This is a genomic window from Pedobacter albus (genome assembly GCF_036324255.1).
Lineage (GTDB): Bacteria > Bacteroidota > Bacteroidia > Sphingobacteriales > Sphingobacteriaceae > Pedobacter > Pedobacter albus.
The window spans coordinates 2000315-2020988 of record NZ_JAZDQT010000001.1 but is presented as its reverse complement, the minus strand read 5'-3'; the positions used below and the strand labels follow the sequence as shown (position 1 = coordinate 2020988).

At 44.6% G+C, this 20674-nt stretch carries 17 protein-coding genes; 16 read left to right on the top strand and 1 reads right to left on the bottom strand.

Annotated elements, in window-relative coordinates; translation table 11 throughout:
* Positions 1-2 precede the first annotated feature (2 nt).
* The 16 genes from VRU48_RS08340 (at position 3) to VRU48_RS08265 (ending at position 19411) form a co-directional block, all read left to right on the top strand.
* Entirely contained in the window at positions 3-1193 is a 1191-nt protein-coding gene (locus tag VRU48_RS08340) for a phosphoglycerate kinase (protein WP_330107462.1), read from the top strand.
* A 230-nt stretch (positions 1194-1423) separates the two neighbouring features.
* Positions 1424-1891: a division/cell wall cluster transcriptional repressor MraZ gene (mraZ, locus tag VRU48_RS08335; protein ID WP_199138405.1), complete on the top strand. Its 468-nt coding sequence runs from the start codon at positions 1424-1426 to the stop codon at positions 1889-1891.
* Positions 1881-2786 (top strand): 16S rRNA (cytosine(1402)-N(4))-methyltransferase RsmH, encoded by a 906-nt coding sequence (rsmH, locus tag VRU48_RS08330; RefSeq protein ID WP_330107759.1) that lies wholly within the window; start codon positions 1881-1883, stop codon positions 2784-2786. Before mraZ ends, rsmH begins: the two co-directional genes overlap by 11 nt.
* Positions 2783-3211, top strand: coding sequence for an FtsL-like putative cell division protein (locus VRU48_RS08325; protein ID WP_330107461.1), 429 nt, complete (start codon positions 2783-2785; stop codon positions 3209-3211). The genes rsmH and VRU48_RS08325 overlap by 4 nt, the downstream gene beginning before the upstream one ends.
* On the top strand, positions 3201-5306 hold the full coding sequence (locus VRU48_RS08320; protein WP_330107460.1) for a penicillin-binding protein: 2106 nt from the start codon (positions 3201-3203) through the stop codon (positions 5304-5306). The genes VRU48_RS08325 and VRU48_RS08320 overlap by 11 nt, the downstream gene beginning before the upstream one ends.
* Before the next feature lie 166 nt (positions 5307-5472).
* The gene (locus VRU48_RS08315) at positions 5473-6930 is read left to right on the top strand and encodes a UDP-N-acetylmuramoyl-L-alanyl-D-glutamate--2,6-diaminopimelate ligase (RefSeq protein WP_330107459.1); all 1458 of its coding nucleotides are present in this window, start codon (positions 5473-5475) and stop codon (positions 6928-6930) included.
* Positions 6930-8177, top strand: coding sequence for a phospho-N-acetylmuramoyl-pentapeptide-transferase (mraY, locus tag VRU48_RS08310; protein WP_330107458.1), 1248 nt, complete (start codon positions 6930-6932; stop codon positions 8175-8177). The genes VRU48_RS08315 and mraY overlap by 1 nt, the downstream gene beginning before the upstream one ends.
* The gene (murD, locus tag VRU48_RS08305) at positions 8177-9520 is read left to right on the top strand and encodes a UDP-N-acetylmuramoyl-L-alanine--D-glutamate ligase (RefSeq protein WP_330107457.1); all 1344 of its coding nucleotides are present in this window, start codon (positions 8177-8179) and stop codon (positions 9518-9520) included. Before mraY ends, murD begins: the two co-directional genes overlap by 1 nt.
* Position 9521: 1 nt before the next feature.
* Positions 9522-10697 carry an FtsW/RodA/SpoVE family cell cycle protein gene (locus VRU48_RS08300; RefSeq protein ID WP_330107456.1) on the top strand — a complete coding sequence of 392 codons (1176 nt, stop codon included), beginning with the start codon at positions 9522-9524 and terminating at the stop codon, positions 10695-10697.
* A 104-nt stretch (positions 10698-10801) separates the two neighbouring features.
* Positions 10802-11914, top strand: coding sequence for an undecaprenyldiphospho-muramoylpentapeptide beta-N-acetylglucosaminyltransferase (murG, locus tag VRU48_RS08295; RefSeq protein WP_330107455.1), 1113 nt, complete (start codon positions 10802-10804; stop codon positions 11912-11914).
* Between the two features lie 89 nt (positions 11915-12003).
* Complete coding sequence (murC, locus tag VRU48_RS08290; RefSeq protein WP_330107454.1) at positions 12004-13359, top strand: UDP-N-acetylmuramate--L-alanine ligase; 1356 nt, start codon at positions 12004-12006, stop codon at positions 13357-13359.
* Positions 13349-14422: a cell division protein FtsQ/DivIB gene (locus tag VRU48_RS08285; protein WP_330107453.1), complete on the top strand. Its 1074-nt coding sequence runs from the start codon at positions 13349-13351 to the stop codon at positions 14420-14422. Before murC ends, VRU48_RS08285 begins: the two co-directional genes overlap by 11 nt.
* 25 nt (positions 14423-14447) lie before the next feature.
* Positions 14448-15803, top strand: a complete 1356-nt coding sequence (gene ftsA, locus VRU48_RS08280; RefSeq protein WP_330107452.1) for a cell division protein FtsA — start codon at positions 14448-14450, stop codon at positions 15801-15803.
* Positions 15804-15932: 129 nt separating this feature from the next.
* Complete coding sequence (gene ftsZ, locus VRU48_RS08275; protein WP_330107451.1) at positions 15933-17582, top strand: cell division protein FtsZ; 1650 nt, start codon at positions 15933-15935, stop codon at positions 17580-17582.
* 154 nt (positions 17583-17736) lie between these two features.
* Positions 17737-18981: an aminotransferase class I/II-fold pyridoxal phosphate-dependent enzyme gene (locus VRU48_RS08270; protein WP_330107450.1), complete on the top strand. Its 1245-nt coding sequence runs from the start codon at positions 17737-17739 to the stop codon at positions 18979-18981.
* A gap of 253 nt (positions 18982-19234) precedes the next feature.
* Positions 19235-19411 (top strand): histone H1, encoded by a 177-nt coding sequence (locus tag VRU48_RS08265; RefSeq protein ID WP_199138379.1) that lies wholly within the window; start codon positions 19235-19237, stop codon positions 19409-19411.
* A gap of 368 nt (positions 19412-19779) precedes the next feature.
* Here the strand turns inward: VRU48_RS08265 and dapA are convergent, their stop codons facing one another.
* On the bottom strand, positions 19780-20667 hold the full coding sequence (gene dapA, locus VRU48_RS08260) for a 4-hydroxy-tetrahydrodipicolinate synthase (RefSeq protein ID WP_330107449.1): 888 nt from the start codon (positions 20665-20667) through the stop codon (positions 19780-19782).
* Positions 20668-20674 lie beyond the last annotated feature (7 nt).

Here is a 20674-nt window from a genome sequence, read left to right as displayed (position 1 = left end):
AGATGAAGACAATCGACCAATGTAATTTCAAGGATAAAAAAGCCCTGATCAGGGTAGACTTCAACGTGCCGTTAGATAAAGACTTTAACATTACCGACGACAAAAGGATGCGTGCAGCATTGCCAACCATCAATAAAATATTAAACGATGGCGGTTCGGTGATCTTGATGTCGCATTTGGGCAGGCCAAAAGGCGGTCCCGACGATAAATATTCTTTGAAACACATTTTGGGCGATTTGTCGAGGATGCTTGACCTTACCGTTAAGTTTGCCAGCGACTGCATCGGCGAAGAAGCCGAAAACAAAGCCAAAAACTTGTTCCCTGGCGAGGTATTGCTCCTGGAAAATCTTCGTTTCCATCCCGAAGAAGAAAAAGGCGATGTAGCCTTTGCCGAGAAATTGGCCAAATTGGGCGATGTGTATGTAGACGATGCTTTTGGCACCGCGCATCGTGCGCATGCCTCAACTACCATCGTCGCGCAGTTTTTTCCAAACAATAAATATTTCGGTTACCTGATGGCGCAAGAGCTTGAAAATGCCGAAAAGGTAAACCATGGCGCTGCTAAGCCGTTTACGGCGATTATGGGTGGGGCAAAGGTTTCTGATAAGATTTTGTTGATTGAAAGTCTGTTAGAAAAGGTTGATAACCTGATTATTGGTGGTGGCATGGCCTATACTTTCGCCAAGGCGCAAGGCGGAGAAATCGGAACCTCGTTGCTGGAAGAAGACAGGATGCCTTTGTGTTTGGAATTGCTGGAGAAAGCCAAAGCCAAAGGCGTAAACCTGATTTTGCCGGTTGATACGGTAATTGCCGATAAGTTTGATAATGAAGCTGCTAAAAGCCAGGTAGATACCGGTCAGATACCGGCAGGCTGGATGGGCTTGGATATCGGTCCGAAAACGGTAGAGTTGTTCAGCAAAACCATCAAAGAATCAAAAACATTGTTGTGGAATGGCCCGATGGGCGTTTTCGAAATGGAGAACTTTGAGCAAGGCACCAAAGCCATTGCCTTGGCCGTGGTAGAAGCCACCAAAAATGGAGCATTTTCTTTAATTGGCGGTGGCGATTCGGCGGCGGCTATTGCCAAGTTCAACCTCGAAGATCAAGTAAGCTATGTCTCGACCGGAGGCGGTGCGCTTTTAGAGTACATGGAAGGCAAAGAATTGCCGGGCGTGAAGGCAATTCAGGAATAATTTTATCGAGCTTAAGAAGCTTTTTAGGCTTCGAAAGCACTAATTTTTAAGGTGGGAGTTCAGTTTTGGTCTGGGCTCCCACCTTTTTTATGCCCTAAAATTGCCCAAAAAACGATAAAAATGGGACAAAATGGGAATTTCTAAGATGTTGAAAACTTTTTGTGGTAGGAAGTGGTAAATTGTGGTAGAAGTATTTATTTTTACACTACATAAAATGTGTAGGTGGTAAAATGATTCAACTGTTAGGAGAATTCGATTGTAAGTTAGACCAGAAGGGCCGCTTGATGGTGCCTTCTAGTCTGAAAAAACAATTGCCTAATGTGGAGCAAGAAGGCCTCGTTATTAATCGCGGTTTTGAGAAGCATTTGGTCATTTATCCTAAAAAAGTATGGGAAGGAATCGTGGCTGAGCTGAGCAAGCTGAATCCCTACGAGAAAAAAACAAGAGAGTTTATCCGCTTCTTTACCCGTGGTGCCAGCGAATTGAGCTTGGATGCTTCAGGAAGGGTGCTTTTGCCGAAATCCCTGTTGGAGTTTGCGGGCATTGCTGGCGACGTGGTGTTGGCCTGCCAGTTCGATAAAATCGAAGTATGGTCAAAAGATGCCTACGATCAATTGTTGGACAACGAGCCTGAAAACTTCGCCAATCTGGCCGAAGAAGTAATGGGCGGCAGAGATAGGAGGGATGATGGAAACTAATTACCATGTGCCGGTAATGTTGCAAGAGTGTATTGATGGCTTGGCTATCAATCCGGCCGGTGTTTATGTAGATGTAACTTTTGGTGGCGGCGGCCACTCGCGCGAAATTTTAAAGCATTTGAATAAAGACGGTGTGCTGATCGCTTTTGATCAGGATCCTGATGCCCAAAGAAATAAAATAGACGACAAGCGCTTTGTGTTTGTGGATCAGAACTTCGGTTTCCTGAAAAACAACCTGCGTTTGTTGGGTTATAAAGAGGTGGATGGCATTTTGGCCGACCTGGGTGTTTCTTCGCATCAGTTCAATGAGCCGAGCCGTGGTTTTTCTACGCGTTTTGATGCCGATTTGGATATGCGTATGGACAAGCAGCGTGCCTTAACAGCGGCCGAAGTGCTCAATACTTATGCGGAAGACAAGCTACATAAGATTTTTGGAATCTATGGCGAAGTGAAGAATGCCAAGTCGCTGGCGCGTACCATCGTAACGGCTCGCATGGATAAGCCGATTGTGACCTTGGCCGATTTTAAATCGGTGATTGCGCAACATATTCCGAAAGGAAAAGAAAATAAATACATGGCCCAGGTTTTTCAGGCCCTGCGAATCGAGGTGAATGCCGAAATCGATATGCTGGAAAACTTTTTGGAACAAAGTGCCTCGGTGCTCAAAAAAGGAGGTCGTTTGGTGGTAATGTCTTACCATTCTTTGGAAGACAGGCCGGTAAAGAACTTTTTGGCCAAAGGCAAATTTCAGGGCGAAGTGGAGAAGGATTTTTTTGGCAATGAGCAAAAGCCTTTTCAGGTGATTACGCGCAAAGCCGTAATGGCCGATGAAAAAGAAGTGGCGATGAACAGCAGGGCCAGAAGCGCAAAATTGAGGATTGGAGAAAAGCTATGAACAACCAATTCAAAAAAAAGGTAGAAGAGCCGGAAGAAGAGCAAGGGCGTTTGGAGCAGGAGGAAGAGCCAAGGCTTTCTGAAGAGCCGCCTAAAGAAAGCAGTACGCTGGCTTTTTTTAGAAAGCTGTTTACCGAAGGGGTGGTGAGCAAGGAGGCGGCTACCGATATGTTGCCTTTTTTGATTTTCCTCTGTGTGCTGGTCATGGTTTACATCGCGAACAGCCACATGGCGGTAAAGAACGTAAGAAACATAGATAAGTTAAGTAAAGAAGTAAAAGAACTGAGTTGGGAATATAAGTCGCTAAAGGCCGATTTGATGTTTAAGAGCAAATTGACCGAAGTAGCTAAAAAAGTAGATACGCTAGGGATTAAAGAGCTGATTGAACCACCTAAAAAAATTATAATCAACGATAATGAACATTAGAGCAAACATATTGTTGCGTGTGTACCTGGCCTTCGGGCTCATCGTACTTTTCGCCCTTGCTGTATTGTTGAGGCTGGGCGATATCCAATATGTGCAGGGACACAAATGGCGCGCTAAGGCTGATAGTTTATCGATTAGGGAATTTACCATTGAAGCTGCGCGTGGCAACATCTATTCTAACGACGGCAGTTTGTTGGCTACTTCAGTACCCGAATACGAACTGCGTATGGATATGGTGGCTGGTAGCATCCAAGACAATGAATTTTTCAATTCGAAAGTAGATTCGCTGGCCATGAAGCTGTCGCAGTTTTTTGGCGACAAAAGCGCCAAGGACTATTCTCGGCTGTTGCGCAAAGCAAGACAGGATAGCGTGCATAGCTTATTGCTTAAAAGAAAGGTTTCTTATCAGGATTTGAAAGAAATCAAGACTTTTCCTCTAATCAAAACCAAAAATGGTTTGAGCTGCCTCACCGTTACGCAACGCAACAAAAGGATTTTGCCATTTAAGGATTTGGCAGCCAGAACTATCGGCTATAAAAACGAAAACGTAAAAAATGGCGTGGGCTTAGAGGGTGCCTATGGCAATTATATCAATGGCGAGAGTGGCAAACAGCTGATGCAGCGCATTAGCGGCGGTGTGTATGAACCGGTAAACAGCGATGCGGAAGTGGCGCCAAAAGAAGGAGCCGATATTATTTCGACCATTGATATCAATATCCAGGATTTGGCCCAAAATGCTCTTAAAAAACAATTGATCAAGAGCGATGCGCATCATGGTGCCGTCATTGTAATGGAAGTGGCCACTGGCGAAATCAGGGCGGTAGCCAATTACACCAAGGTGGGCGAAGGCGAATATAAGGAGCAATTCAATTATGCCATTGCCGGTAACCAGGATCCGGGCTCTACTTTCAAGCTGGCCTCGTATATGGCCCTGCTTGAGGATAAATATGTAGATACCAACACGATGGTGGGCACGGGTAGCTACCAAGTTCCGGGCAATAAAAAAATAGTAGTCGATTCGCACGGTAGCATCGGTACGGTGACCGTTAAAAAGGCTTTTGAACAATCGTCGAATGCGGCGGTGGCCGAATTGGTGAACAGAGCCTATAAAGAAGACCAGGCAAAATTTACCGATCATTTGTACAATTGGCATTTGAACGAGTTCATGAAGCTGCAAATTCCAGGCGAGGCACGACCAGTAGTAAAGAACCCGAAAAATAAAAGCTGGAACAAAAACCTCACTTTGCCACAAATGGCTTATGGCTACGAAATGCAGCTTACGCCTTTAAAAATGCTTTCGTTCTACAATGCAGTAGCCAACAACGGAAAGTACATTGCGCCAATTTTTGTGAAGGAAATCAGAAGGTTGGGCAATCCAATTGAGCAGTTTAAGGCAAGGGTAATCAACGAAAAAATCTGTTCGGATGTAACCTTGACCAAAATCAAGTCAATGCTAGAAGGTGTGGTAACCGAAGGCAGTGGCAAGCAGGTGGTTTACAATCCTTTGTATAAAATTGCTGGTAAAACCGGAACAGCGCAGGTTGCCGATGGCAATTTGGGCTATAAAGCCAAAAAACAATACCAGGCATCGTTTGTAGGTTATTTTCCGGCCGAGAATCCAAAATATTCGATGATCGTAGTGATTAACGACCCGAAAGGCGCTTATTACGGAGCGTTGGTTTCTGGTCCCGTGTTTAGGGAAGTGGCAGATCGCATTTATGCAGGCGATGTGCAGATGTTTGGCAGCGTAAAAGACCGCATGGTAGGCAACACTACGCCTCCAGAAGCCAAAGCCGGCCAAAGCAAAGCAACCAAGAAAGTATACAATGCTTTTGGCATTAAAACACTTTACGCCGCAAAATCCGACTATTTCAATACGGTTGATACCAGCAATGGCATTGCCTATCAGGAAGCCGAGCCGGTAAAAGGCGTAATGCCTAATGTAAAAGGCATGGGGCTTAAAGATGCCATGTATCTTTTGGGCAACGCCGGATTAAAAACAAGAGTGAGGGGTAGCGGCAAGGTAACGGCGCAATCGATAGAGCCGGGGAGCAAGATTGGCAAAGGTTTAATGGTGCAAATAGAATTACAATAATAAAATGAATGAATGAGAGAATGTTAAAATGAAAGAATGATAAGCCATTCAATCATCCACAATTCACTCCTTCAAAATTAAAAATGAAAGAATGAGGGGATGTTAAAATGAAAGAATGGTAAACTATTCAATCATTCAAAACTCATTCCTTCAAAATTAAAACAAGATGCAGTTGCAAGATTTATTATATGGTGTAGCAATAAAAAGCTTGGTAGGTAAACCCAATCAGGAAGTAAAGGCCTTGGCCTTTGATTCGCGGGAGGTAAAAGCCGGTACCTTGTTTTTTGCGGTGAAGGGAACAGTGGTTGATGGGCACCAATACATTGCGCAAACTGTGGCGGCGGGTGCCGTGGTGGTGATTTGCGAAACCATGCCTGCCAAAGTAGATAGCCAAGTAACCTACGTAGAAGTAGAAAGTTCTTCAGCGGCCTTGGGGATGGTGGCCAGTAATTTTTATGGCAATCCGTCAGCACAGCTGAAACTGGTAGGTGTTACCGGAACCAATGGCAAAACAACCATTGCTACTCTGCTTTACCAGTTGTTTCGTGGCCTGGGTTATGGCGTTGGCTTGGTTTCTACCGTTCAGAACCACATCAACGACACCATTGTACCGGCTACGCATACTACGCCTAATCCAATTGCGCTTAACCAGTTGTTGGCCGATATGGTTGATGCCGGTTGCGAATACTGCTTCATGGAAGTAAGCTCGCACGCGGTAGTACAGCACCGTATTGTGGGATTGACGTTTACAGGCGGCATTTTTTCTAACATTACGCACGACCATCTTGACTTTCACCATACGTTTGACAATTATCTCAAAGCGAAAAAGGAATTTTTCGACGGTTTGCCCAAAAATGCTTTTGCCCTAACCAATGCCGACGATAAAAACGGAATGGTGATGTTGCAAAATACCAAGGCCCATAAAAAGACCTATGCCTTAAAGCAAATGGCCGATTTTAAAGCCAAAATCATCGAAAACAAATTCAGTGGCCTTCACCTGAATGTAGACGATATGGATGTTTACTTCAAAATGGTAGGTTCATTTAATGCCTATAACCTGTTGGCAGCCTACGCTACGGCAATTTTGTTGGAACAAGATAGGCTCAAAGTGCTAACGGTGCTGAGCAGCCTGCACGGAGCCGAAGGTCGTTTCGATTATATCGTGTCTAAACAAGGCATTATCGGTATTGTAGACTATGCACATACGCCAGATGCGGTTCAGAATGTATTGAGTACCATTGCCAATATCAGAAAAGGAACCGAACAGGTGATTACCGTCATTGGCTGCGGTGGCGATAGAGATCGTACCAAACGCCCGGTGATGGCCCAAACGGCCTGCGACTGGAGCGACAAGGTAATCCTCACGTCAGACAATCCGCGCACTGAAGAGCCACAAGCCATTATTGCCGAAATGGAGAAAGGTGTGTCGCCAACCAACCAACGTAAAACCTTGAGCATCACCGATAGGAAAGAAGCCATTAAAACGGCCTGCCATTTGGCCAAGCCCGGCGATATTATCCTGGTAGCAGGCAAGGGACATGAAAAGTACCAGGAAATTAAGGGTGTTAGACATCATTTTGACGATAAAGAAGTATTGAACGAACAATTTAACCTCATTAACTAATGTTATATTTATTATTCGAATATCTGCATAAGCACTATGACTTTCCGGGATTGAGGTTGTTCCAATACCTTACTTTCAGGTCGTCTTTGTCTATTATCCTTTCGCTGATCATCACTACCGTTTATGGCCGTAGGATCATCGATTTTCTGCACCGCAAACAAGTGGGCGAAACCGTAAGGAATTTAGGCTTGGAAGGCCAGATGCAAAAACAAGGTACGCCAACCATGGGCGGTATCATGATTTTGCTGGGTATTTTTATTCCGACTTTCTTGTTTGCCAACATCACCAACGTGTATGTGATTTTGATGCTGGTTACCACGGTTTGGATGGGTGCTATCGGTTTCCTCGACGACTATATCAAAGTATTCAAAAAGAACAAAGAAGGCTTGGCCGGTAAGTTCAAAGTAGTGGGCCAGGTAGGTTTGGCCGTTATTGTGGGGCTTACCATGTATTTTAACCCGAATATCGTGGTTAGGCAAACCGTTGACGAGGCGAGTAAAACCACCAGTACGGCGCCAATGGTTTTGAGGCAAAAAGGCGAGAGCTTTTATTATACTCAAGACGTAAAATCGACCAAAACCAATGTGCCTTTTTATAAAAACAACGAATTCGACTATGCCAAGGTATTGAAGTTCTTGGGTAAGGATTATGAAAAATACGCCTTGATCGTGTTCCTGTTTTTCGTCATCACCATTGTAACGGCCGTATCAAACGGGGCCAACCTTACCGATGGTATAGACGGACTGGCTACCGGAACATCGGCTATTATTGGCATTACCTTGGGTATTTTGGCCTATGTGTCGGGTAACACGGTTATTGCCGAGTACCTCAACATCATGTACATCCCGAATTCGGGCGAGCTCATCATTTTTGCAGGTGCCTTTGTGGGGGCTTGTGTGGGCTTTTTATGGTACAATTCTTATCCTGCGCAGATTTTTATGGGCGATACAGGCAGCTTGACCATCGGTGGTATCATCGCGGTGTTTGCCATCATGATCCGCAAGGAATTGCTCATCCCGATTTTATGCGGCGTGTTCTTGGTCGAGGTGTTGTCGGTAACGCTACAGGTAAGTTATTTCAAATACACCAAAAAACGCTTTGGCGAAGGCAGAAGGATTTTCCTGATGTCGCCATTGCACCACCACTATCAGAAAAAAGGCTATCACGAGGCTAAAATCGTGACCCGTTTCTGGATCGTGGGCATTATACTGGCGGTAATCACTTTTGTAACCTTAAAACTACGCTAATGGAAAGAAAGAGGTTGGTTGTTTTAGGCGCGGGCGAAAGCGGAGTGGGCGCGGCAAAGCTGGCACAAAAACAGGGTTTTGATGTTTTTGTATCGGATTTTGGCGCCATTGCCGATCGTTACAAAACTGCCTTGAATGAACTGAATGTTTCTTTCGAAGAGAACCAGCATACCAGCGAACTGATTTTAAACGCAACCGAGGTGGTTAAAAGTCCGGGTATTCCTGCTACGGCGCCTATGGTAAAGGCATTGAAGCAAAAAGGCATCCCGGTGATTTCGGAAATCGAGTTTGCCAAAAGGTATACCCAAGCCAAAACGGTTTGCATTACAGGTTCTAATGGTAAATCGACCACAACCATGTTGACTTACCACATCCTCAAAAACGCAGGGTTGAACGTGGGTTTAGGCGGCAACATCGGGCAGAGCTTTGCGGCGCAGGTGGCTACCGAAGATTTTGAGTGGTACGTATTGGAGATTTCGAGCTTTATGCTCGATGATATGTTCGAGTTCAAGGCCGATGTAGCGGTATTGCTCAACATTACGCCCGACCATTTAGACCGCTACGATTATAAAATGGACAATTACGCCGCTTCAAAGATGCGGATTGTACAAAACCAAACCGAAAAGGATGTATTCATCTACTGCGAAGACGATGAAGAAACCCAAAAAATATTAAAACGAACCAACATCAAGGCGAGGACCTATCCCTTCTCTATCAGAAAGAAAATAGAAAACGGAGCCTACCTTGAAAACAACACCATACATATCAACACACACTTAAACGAAGAATTAACCATGTCAATTTCAGATTTAGCCTTACAAGGAAAGCACAACATTTACAACTCAATGGCATCGGGCATTGTAGCCAAGGTTTTAGAGTTGCGCAATGAAACCATTCGCGAAAGCATGGGCAATTTCAAGAACATCGAACATCGTTTAGAGTTCGTGGCCAAAATATCTGATGTGACCTACATCAACGATTCGAAGGCAACCAACGTCAATTCTACTTGGTATGCTTTAGAAAGCGTAGGCACAGAAGTGGTGCTCATTATGGGCGGTGTTGACAAGGGCAATGATTACACCATGCTCAAAGATTTGGTGCGCAGCAAGGTAAAGGCAATTGTGTGTATGGGCAAAGACAATAAGCGCATCCATGAGGCTTTTGAGGATGATGTGGATGTGATTGTGAATACTTTCTCGGCCGACGAGGCCGTTCAGGTGGCTTACCACTTGGCTAAAAAAGGCGATACCGTGTTGTTGTCGCCGGCCTGTGCAAGCTTCGATTTGTTTAAAAACTATGAAGACAGAGGCAACCAGTTTAAGGCGGCCGTAAAAGAATTATAATATGTTTGACGTTAAGGCACTTCTGGCAAAAACAAGAGGCGACAGATGGATCTGGCTGATCATCATCATGTTGTCTATGGTTTCTATTATGGTGGTTTATAGCGCTACCGGTGCAATTGCCTATAGAAAAGGCATAAGCGTAGAAAAATACCTGCTTTTTAAGCACGTTATTTTTGTGCTTTTGGGTATTGCCATGATCTACATTGCACACCTGCTTGACTATAAATACTATGCGGGCATTTCTAAGGTGCTCATGATCATTACTTTGCCTTTATTGCTTTATACGCTGGTTTTTGGTGGACAGATTAACGGTGCGGCCCGTTGGGTACAGGTGCCTTTAATCGGTTTGACCTTCCAGACTTCGGATTTGGCCAAACTGGCGCTGATTACTTTTCTGGCCAGGATGCTGACCAAAAAACAAGAAAACATCAAAGACGTTAAGAATGCCTTTATCCCGATTATGGGGTCGGTTTGCGTGGTCTTTATTTTAATTGCCTTAGCCAACCTTTCAACAGCCTTGATGTTGTTTGGAGTAAGTATTTTATTGCTGATTATTGGAAGGATCAGTATCAAGCAGATTTTAACCGTTTGTGCGGGTGGAGTAGTGTTGTTGTTGTTTGTGATATTCTTGGGGCCGAGGAGGGAAACCTATAAATCGCGTATCAATGCGTTTATGCACCCAGAACAGCAGCATTCTGACAAAACCTACCAGGCCGACCAATCGAAAATAGCTTTGGCCACAGGTGGCCTGTTTGGTAAAGGGCCAGGCAACAGTACGCAACGTAATTTTCTGCCACATCCATATTCCGATTTTATTTTCGCCATTATTATTGAGGAATATGGAACTGTGGGCGGATTGGCTATTGTAGTGCTTTACCTGGTTTTGCTTTACCGATGCGTGCGTATCGTAACGCGAAGTCCGAAGGCCTTTGGGGCTCTGTTGGCCGCCGGGCTAAGTTTTAGCCTCACCATTCAGGCTTTTGCCAATATGGCCGTAGCCGTTGGTTTGGGACCGGTAACCGGGGTTCCGTTGCCCTTGGTAAGTATGGGCGGTACCTCGATGATATTTACAAGTATTGCCTTTGGCATTATTTTGAGTGTAAGCAAAGACGTAGAAGAACACAGTACACAAAAAGAGAAAAAAGTCATTATCGGAGAAATACCGGCGATGGCTTAGAAAAGTTAAAAGTTTTAAGGTTGCAATGTTGTAACGTTAGCTGCTAAGTATAAAAGTAATAAGCTGAGTGCCCTTTGTGCACTTTGCGGTTAAATAAAAATAAGATGAATAATTTCCCAAAAATTATCATATCTGGAGGTGGCACAGGCGGGCATATATTCCCCGCCATTGCCATTGCCAACGCGCTTAAAAGCATTTCGCCCAATTGCGAAATCCTTTTTGTTGGGGCAGAGGGCAGGATGGAGATGGAGAAAGTGCCTGCAGCCGGATATAAAATTGTGGGTTTAAATATCAGTGGGATTAAGCGGGGTTCGATTTTAAAAAACTTTGCCTTGCCGTTTAAAGTGCTTTCGAGCGTGCGCAAGGCTATGAAACTGATTGCAGATTTCAAACCCGATGCCGTAGTGGGCGTAGGGGGCTATGCCTCTGGTCCATTGTTGTATGCAGCCAAGCTCAAAAACATACCATACCTCATTCAAGAGCAAAACTCTTATGCGGGTATCACCAATAAACTGTTGGGCAAGGGTGCGGCTAAAATCTGCGTGGCTTTTGATGGAATGGAGGAATTCTTTCCAGCCGATAAAATCCTGAAAACAGGAAACCCGGTAAGGAAGAATATTGTTGATATCACAGGCAAGCACCATGCCGGAGCAGAACTACTCAAGCTAGATCCCTTAAAGAAAACCATTTTGGTAACCGGGGGCAGCTTGGGCGCTGGAACGCTGAACAAAAGCATAGAAAAACATTTGCCCGAGATCATTGCGCAAGATGTGCAGGTAATTTGGCAAACCGGCAAGTTTTACTACAACGGAATTATAGAACGCTTAACGGCGGCCTATCATCCCAATGTGTGCATCTTGGAATTTTTGAATAAAATGGATTTGGCCTATGCCGCGGCTGATGTGATTATCTCGAGAGCCGGGGCGGGAACGATCGCAGAACTTTGCCTCATTGAGAAGCCGGTTATTTTGGTGCCATCGCCAAATGTGGCCGAAGACCACCAGACTAAAAACGCGCTGGCCTTGGTTAAAAACGATGCGGCTATGATGGTCAACGATCGTTCGGCAGAAGATACCTTGGTAGCCGAGGCCCTCAAATTGTTAAAAGACAGCCAGCGTTGCGAAATGCTGAGCGAAAATATTGCAAAAATGGCTTTGCCAGATGCAGACACGATCATTGCGGAAGAAGTGCTGAAACTGGCGAAAGCTAAAAGTTAAAAGACCAAAGGAGAAAGACCAAAGCAAAAATAAATCAACCAGGAAAGATGAGCTTTAAGCTTTAGTCTTTCCACTTTAGACTAAAAGAAATGGAATTGGCAAACATAAATAGGGTGTATTTTGTAGGTATCGGCGGGATCGGTATGAGTGCGCTTGCCCGTTATTTTGCCAAACGCGGTGTGGTGGTTTGTGGCTACGATAAAACCCGTACTAACCTGACCATCGCCCTGGAGCACGAAGGCATTCTGATTTCCTATTTGGACGAAGAATCGAACGTTCCAGTTTGTTTCCACGATAAACATGATGATACGCTGATCGTTTACACACCGGCCATTCCTAAAGATTCGAATATTCTCCAATATTTCAAAAACAAGGGTTTTGCCTTGAAAAAACGTTCGGAAGTGTTGGGCATCATTAGCCAAGGCATGTTTTGCATCGCCGTGGCTGGTACGCATGGCAAAACTACCACCTCGTCAATGGTGGCGCATATCCTTACCGATACCGGTTTTGGCTGTACCGCTTTCTTGGGAGGAATTACCACCAATTACAACAGCAATGTGTTGTTTGGCAAAAACAATGTGGTAGTGGTAGAGGCCGACGAGTACGACCGCTCTTTCCTGACCCTGCATCCCGATGTAGCGGTAATTACCTCAATGGATGCCGACCATTTGGATATTTACGGCGATGAAAGCCACCTGCAGGAATCTTTCCGTTTGTTTGCGCACCAGCTTAAGGAAGACGGAAAATTGTTTGTAAAAGATGGTTTGCCTTTGGATGGAATTACGTACAGCGCAACGACAAATGCGGCCATCAGGGCCACCAATATCCGTGTAGAAAATGGCAGTTTCGTTTTCGATTTCGAAGACGGTTACACCACCATAAAAGATATCAGCTTGGCTATGCCGGGCAAACATAACGTCGAAAATGCAACTGCGGCTATTGGCGTGGCGCTGAGTTTGGGCATCCATCCCAAATCGGTAAAAAAAGCCGTTGGAACATTTAAAGGCGTGAAACGCAGGTTCGAAACCATTGTCAACACGGCGTCGCATGTGTATATCGATGACTATGCACATCATCCAGAGGAGCTGAGGGCCTGTTTTGATGCGGTAAGGCAGTTGCATCCCGACAAAAAACTGACGGTGATGTTTCAGCCCCATTTGTTTAGCCGCACGCGTGATTTTGCAGATGAATTTGCAAAAGTTTTAAGCACTGCCGACGAAGTGATGCTCCTGGAAATCTATCCGGCACGCGAATTGCCGATTGCGGGAGTGAATTCGCAGTTGCTGCTGGATAAAATTACCGCGCCGCAGAAAGCAATATGTGGAAAAGATTTGGCGGTACAAGAGATAAAGAATAAAAAACCTGAACTACTTTTGACGGTTGGTGCAGGCGATATAGATACCTTGGTAGAACCACTAAAAAATGTCTTGGGCCATGTTGAGTAGTGTGAATTGGAAAATGATATTGAAGTGCTTTGCCTGGCTGGTTTGCTTGGCGGGGGTGGTGGTGCTCATGAGTTTCATCTCGGTCAAAAAACGTGAGGTGAAATGCGTGAAGGTAGAAATATTGATTCCGGGTGCCGATAATTTTATCGAAAGAGAAGAAATCGATGCCATTTTGAAACAGGGACAGGGACAGCTGGTTGGCCGCAACCTCGAGCAAATCAACATCCACGCGATCGAAGAAACCCTCAAGGCCAATCCTTACATTGCCTTTGCCAAGGTTTTTGTAGATATGGATGGCGTTTTGCAAGTGGCCATTAAGCAACGTCAGCCTGTGCTGAGGGTGCTTAATGCAGGTGGACAGGATTATTACATTGACAGCAACGGCTTGAAAATGCCAATGTCGCCCAACTTTACGGCTAATGTGTTGGTAGCGTCGGGCAATATTTTGGAAGGCTTTAGCGGCAAGGTCGACACTTTGCTAACCCCAATGGGTGCTGATTTGTACAAGACCGCCTTGTTCATGAAAAAAGATACCCTGTGGGATGCACAGATTGAGCAGCTTTTTGTAAACGATAAACACGATATAGAGCTGGTGCCGCGTGTGGGCAACCAAAGGATTATTTTGGGCAATGCCGATTCGCTCGAAACCAAGATGAACAACCTCTTGGCGTTTTACAAGCAGGCCATGCCTACGGTAGGCTGGAATGCCTATAAAACGATCAACCTCAAGTACACCAATCAGATCGTATGCGAAAAGTACGATTCGTTGGCAGTAAAAAAGGCGAAACCGGTGGTGGCAGATAGCACGGCGTTGGCCAACAGAGCGATTGATTCGGCCATCAAGAATAGCATACAAGACGAAATTAAAAAGGCGGCTGCCGCTTCGACTGCACAAACGGCAAAGCCAACAACGCCAAAACCAGTTGTTGCGACTACAAACAAGCCTGCAACGACTAAACCGGCCGAAAAGACGCCGGCCAAAACAGCTGCAGCAACAACGGCTAAGGAAAAACCAAAGCCGGCGGCAACAAAAGAGAAGACAGATACCAAGAAGAATAAATAAGTAAACTCAACAAAATTATATAGTTATGGGCAAAGATAAATCTACCATTCAATCTCCAATCGTAGTAGGATTAGATATTGGTACAACGAAAATTTGTGCTATTGTGGGACGCAGGACACAGCACGATAAAATTGAGGTTTTGGGCATTGGCAAAGCCGAATCGGCGGGCGTTACCCGTGGCGTGGTTTCCAACATCCAAAAAACGGTGCAGGGCATTGCCGCGGCTACAGAGTTGGCCAGCAGCCAATCGAATGTCGAAATCAGGGTGGTTAACGTGGGTATTGCGGGGCAGCACATCAAGAGCTTGCAGCACCGTGGTATTTTAACCCGCAGGGAACTCAACAGCGAAATCAGCAAAAAAGATATCGACAAGCTCATTGACGATATGTTCAAACTGGTTATGCCTCCCGGAGAAGAGATTATCCATGTATTGCCACAAGAGTTTACCATCGATAACGAACCAGGTATCAAAGATCCGATTGGTATGGCCGGCGTACGCCTAGAAGCCAATTTCCATATCATTTCGGGACAGGTAACTGCTGTTAAAAATATTATGCGCTGCGTAACCAATGCAGGTTTGCAAACCCAGGAGCTTATTTTAGAGCCTTTGGCTTCCTCAGAGTCGGTGTTGAGCGACGAAGAGAAAGAAGCCGGTGTTTGCTTGGTTGATATTGGTGGTGGCACGACTGATATTGCCATCTTCCACCAAGGTATTATCCGCCATACGGCTGTAATTCCTTTTGGTGGCAATAGCGTAACCGAAGACATCAGGGAAGGCTGTTCGGTGATGCGTAACCAGGCCGAATTGTTAAAAACCCGTTTCGGTTCTGCGTTGGCCGAAGAAAACAAAGAAAACGAGATCATTTGCGTACCTGGCCTGCGTGGCAGGGAGCCTAAAGAAATTTCGGTAAAAAACTTGGCGTATGTCATCCAGGCCCGTATGGAAGAAATCGTTGAGCACGTTTACTACGAAATCAAATCTTCTGGCTACGAGAAAAAATTGATTGGTGGCGTGGTGATTACCGGTGGTGGTGCCTTATTGAAGCACCTGAACCAGTTGGTAGAATATGTAACCGGTTTAGATTGCCGTGTAGGTTATCCTAACGAGCACTTGTCTAAATACGAAGAAATGCCAAAAACCATTTACGACGATTTGAAGAGCCCGATGTATGCCACCAGTGTGGGCTTATTGATCAAAGGCATTCAAAAAGCCGAAGAATTGTTAGAAGAAATGAAGCAACCGGGCGTTTTTGTTGAGCAACCGGTAGCCAAGGAAAAAGCCAAACGCAGTGGTGGCTTATTTGATAAATTGTTGAGAAAAACAACAGAATTTATCAAAGACGACATGAATGTGAGCGACGAAGACTACATCAAGCCGTAATATTTTTCCACAATTTGGGATTTTTCCACATTGTTAACAGTTGTGGGAAACGACTGTTAAAAAAGTGTTAATATTACAGAAGCGATGAACAGAGAATTATAATTTTTTAAACAACTGATTCATAACGATATGAAGTTCGAAATGTTAAAAGATAAGTCGTCAATTATCAAAGTTATTGGTGTTGGTGGCGGTGGAGGTAATGCGGTAAACCATATGTACCGTCAAGGAATTACGGGTGTAGACTTTATTATCTGTAATACTGATGCACAGGCTTTAGAATTTAGTCCTATTCCCAATAAGGTACAGTTAGGCTCTAGCTTAACCGAAGGTATGGGGGCAGGTTCTATTCCTGAAGTGGGCAAGAATTCGGCTATCGAAAACATAGACGATATCAAGGCCATGCTGGGCAGCACCACTAAAATGCTTTTCATTACGGCGGGTATGGGTGGCGGTACCGGAACAGGTGCCAGTCCGATTATTGCCCAGGCTGCCAAAGAACTTGATATCCTGACCGTAGCTATCATTACTACACCTTTCGCCTTCGAGGGCAAGCGTCGTAAGATGCAGGCCGACGACGGTTTGGAAGAACTCAAAAAATACGTAGATTCTTACCTGGTGATCTCTAACGACCGCCTGCGCGAGATCTTCGGCAACTTAACCTTGGGCTCGGCCTTTGCACAGGCTGATGATATCTTAACCACTGCCGCCAAAGGCATTGCCGAGATCATTACCGTGCCTGGCTATATCAACGTCGATTTTAAAGATGTGCGTACTGTAATGAAAGACAGTGGCGTATCGATTATGGGTAGCCATTCGGCCGAAGGCGAAAACCGTGCCTTGGCTGCCGTAGAAGGTGCTTTGGCTTCGCCATTGCTCAAAGACAACGAAATTGAAGGTGCAAGATATATCCTGTTGAACATCAGTTCTGGCCTGCGTGAGGTAACCATGGACGAGGTAACGGTAATTACAGACTACATCCAAGACAAAGCAGGCTTATCTGCCGATTTGATCTGGGGTAACTGTATCGACGAAAACTTGGAAGATAAGCTGTCGGTTACCATTATCGCCACTGGTTTCCAAACAACCGAGCAAAGAGCCAAAGACAGACAGAACATCAAAAAAATCTCGTTGCTAACGCCTGAAGAAGCGCCTTTGGTCAAACCTGTAGAGCCTGTTAACTCTTTCATCGAAGCTAAACCAGCTCCGGTAAGCGACGAGCCGGTATTGAAAGTTCAGGAAGAACCTAAGCAATCTGATTTGTTCGGCGATTTGTTCAACATGAACAGGCCAACAGCGGTTCAGGAAGCCGAAGATGTAACCATCGTTCACCAGTTGGTAGAAGAAGAAAAAGTGCCAATGGCCGAAGCTCAGCCACAAGAGCCAGGTTTTGAGTTCGAGGTGAAATTGGCCGAAACCGATTTTGTATTCGAAACGCCGGTTGCCCAATTAGAACAAGAAGAAATTGTTGCACCTGAGCCGGTTGAACCAGAGCCAGTGGTAGGAGCAGACGACCATAAAAACGATGATTCGATCGAAGAGCAATTAAGAAAATCGAAAGAACGCATCTTGAGGTTAAAAGACCTGAGCATGAAATTGCGTACCACCAATGGTTTGCAGGAATTGGAAAACGAGCCTGCCTACAAACGCAAGCAAATGCAATTGCAACAAATCCAACACTCGTCAGAATCGCAAGTATCTAGATTTACCTTGAGCAACGACGAAGACGGAACAACTGAAATTAGGCCTAACAACTCTTTTCTACACGACAACGTTGACTAATAGACCAAAATCATAATAGATCGGCCTTAGCAACTCATTATTGCTAAGGCTTTTTTTTGCTTTTTAATTAAACTTAACCCGTTGTTAAATAGGGATTTTAAGCGTAAATTTGCCGGATTAATAAAAAAACTCTATCACATTAAAATATATTACATTGGACATTTTTGAAAAAGTAGCGAAGCGGATGGGCCCAATCGGGCAACACCAGAAATGGTCTCACGGATATTTCTCTTTCCCAAAACTAGAAGGAGAAATTGCACCACATATGAATTTCAGGGGAAAAGAACATTTGGTTTGGAGCTTGAACAACTATTTGGGCTTGGCCAACCACCCGGAAGTAAGAAAGGCCGACGAGCAAGGTGCAATCGATTTTGGTATGGCCTACCCAATGGGCGCCCGTATGATGTCGGGAAATTCTAAATACCATGAGCAATTAGAACAGGAATTGGCCACTTTTGTAGGCAAGCCAGATGCGTTCTTGTTGAACTTTGGTTACCAAGGTATGGTGTCGATTATTGATGCCTTATTGGATAGGAATGATGTAGTAGTATACGACGGCGAATCGCATGCCTGTATCGTTGACGGCTTGAGGCTGCACATGGGCAAACGCTTTGTGTACAAACACAATAATATTGAAGATGCACGTAAACAATTGGAAAGAGCCAGCAAACTGGTTGAACAAACCGGTGGCGGTATCTTGGTGATTACCGAAGGTGTTTTCGGCATGTCGGGCGCGCAAGGCAAGCTTAAGGAACTGATCGATTTGAAAAAAGAGTTCAACTTCCGTTTGCTGATTGACGATGCACATGGTTTTGGTACCATGGGCCCAACTGGCGCAGGTACGCATGAGGCTCAAAACTGTATCGAAGGCGTTGACGTATATTTTGCCACTTTCGCCAAATCGATGGCGGGTATTGGCGCGTTTGTAGCTTCTACTGAAGAACTGACCAACTATTTCAGGTATAACATGCGTTCGCAAACTTTTGCCAAAGCCTTGCCAATGCCCATGGTAATTGGTTTGCTGAAACGTTTGGAACTGTTAAAGAACAATCCAGAGCTGAGAGAAAAACTGTGGAAAGTAGCCACAACCTTACAACAAGGCTTGCGCGAGCGCGGTTTTGATATCGGTGTAACCGATACGGTAGTTACGCCAGTTTTCTTAAAAGGCGAACTGCTAGAAGCAACAGCCTTGACTATGGATTTGCGCGAGAACTACGGAATTTTCTGTTCTATTGTGGTTTATCCGGTTATACCAAAGGGAATGATCGAATTGAGGTTAATCCCAACAGCCGTACACACGATGGAAGACGTACAAAGAACCCTCGATGCCTTTAGCGAGGTGGCAGAAAAGCTGAAAAAGGGATACTATAAAGAGAACAAGTTCTCGGCAACTGAATAAAAAACACAGAAAAATGCCCTCAATGTACATTAGAGGGCATTTTTTTTGAAATTTATTTAATTGACTGTAAATCAGTCTTATAGCTGTTTTTTATGCATGCAAGCTTGTTTATAACCACTTAAAATGTGGAAAAAAACCGCTCTGAAAGCCTTTTTTTATTGTTGCAAAAGTTTTTTTATTAGAATAAACATCTTACTTTAGTAAGAGAGTATTAATCAAAACCTTAAAAAAAACTAAAAGGAGTAATTTAAAAATGAAAAAATTTAATGAAGTAAAGGCACTTGTTGCAGCTTTAGAAGCTGATGCTGACAAATTCTACAACAAATCTAACAGTGCCGCTGGTACTCGTGTACGTAAAGGTATGCAAGATCTTAAAAACTTAGCTCAAAGCATCCGTTTAGAGATCCAAGAAACTAAAAACAAAGCTTAGTTCTTAAGCCATTGAAAAAAGAAGCGCCCATTACCAAGGCGCTTTTTTTATGCCTTGTATTTTCTGGTTAGTTGAGATGTGCCATTGACCTTAGTAGCTGTGGGTTTGTCGGCTACAAAAACAACAGATTCGTTATTAAGCCACTGATTAACAGATTCATTTGATGAAATCACTGGTAAGCTACTTCTGGTTAGTTGGGATGTTGAAAGCGGTATATTTGCAATCTGCCAGAACAACAGGTTATAGGCTATGAATATAAAATCTGTTAATCTTTGGCAAGCCCAAACTACTTAAAAACAAAAGCGCCTCCATTACTGGAAGCGCCTTTTATATTGCTCTATTTGATTACTGGGCTGTTCGCCAGTAATTTAAACTAAACTCAATAGGTTTTCTACTTGCTGGGCAAGGCTTTTGTTCAATCCTTCGGTGGCTTTTACCAATGGTAGGCGTACATCGTCGCCACAAATGTTTAATTGCTTTAAAACGGCTTTAACACCCGCTGGGTTGCCTTCTGCAAACATTAGTCTGGTAATTTCCAACAAGCTCAGGTGGATTGGCAAAGCAGCTTTATAATCGCCTTGTAAGGCCAATCTGATCATGCTCGACAATTGTTGAGGCAAAGCATTGCCCACTACCGAGATTACGCCTACGGCACCAATCGAAATCATGGGTAGGGCAATCGGGTCATCGCCAGAAATCAGCATAAAGTCTGCTGGTTTATCGCGCATAATCTGGTTAAACTGGTCAAAGCTGCCCGAGGCCTCTTTGGTGGCAATAATGTTCTTAAAATCGTGGGCCAACCTGCAAGTGGTTTCTGGGCTCATGTTGCTTCCCGTGCGACCTGGTACATTGTACAAAATGATGGGCAGCTCGCTTTGCTCGCTCAAATATTTGTAGTGCTGGTAAATGCCTTCTTGTGTAGGCTTGTTGTAATAAGGGCTTACCGAAAGCAAGGCACTGTATTGATTGTTCTCGAACGATTTGATGGCTTCGGCAATGTTTAGCGTATCGTTGCCACCGATGCCGGCTACCAAGGGCAGGCGACCATCGTTAATTTCAGCGGTAAAATCCCACACCTTCTTCTTCTCGTCCTTGCTCAATGTGGCTGTTTCGCCTGTTGTACCTAATGATACAAGGTAATCGATACCTCCATCAACCAAGTGATTGATCAGTTTTTTCAAACCCTGATAATCAACCGTTCCGTCTGTGTTAAAAGGTGTAACCAAAGCCACACCAGTTCCGTGAAATTTGTTCATTTTTGTT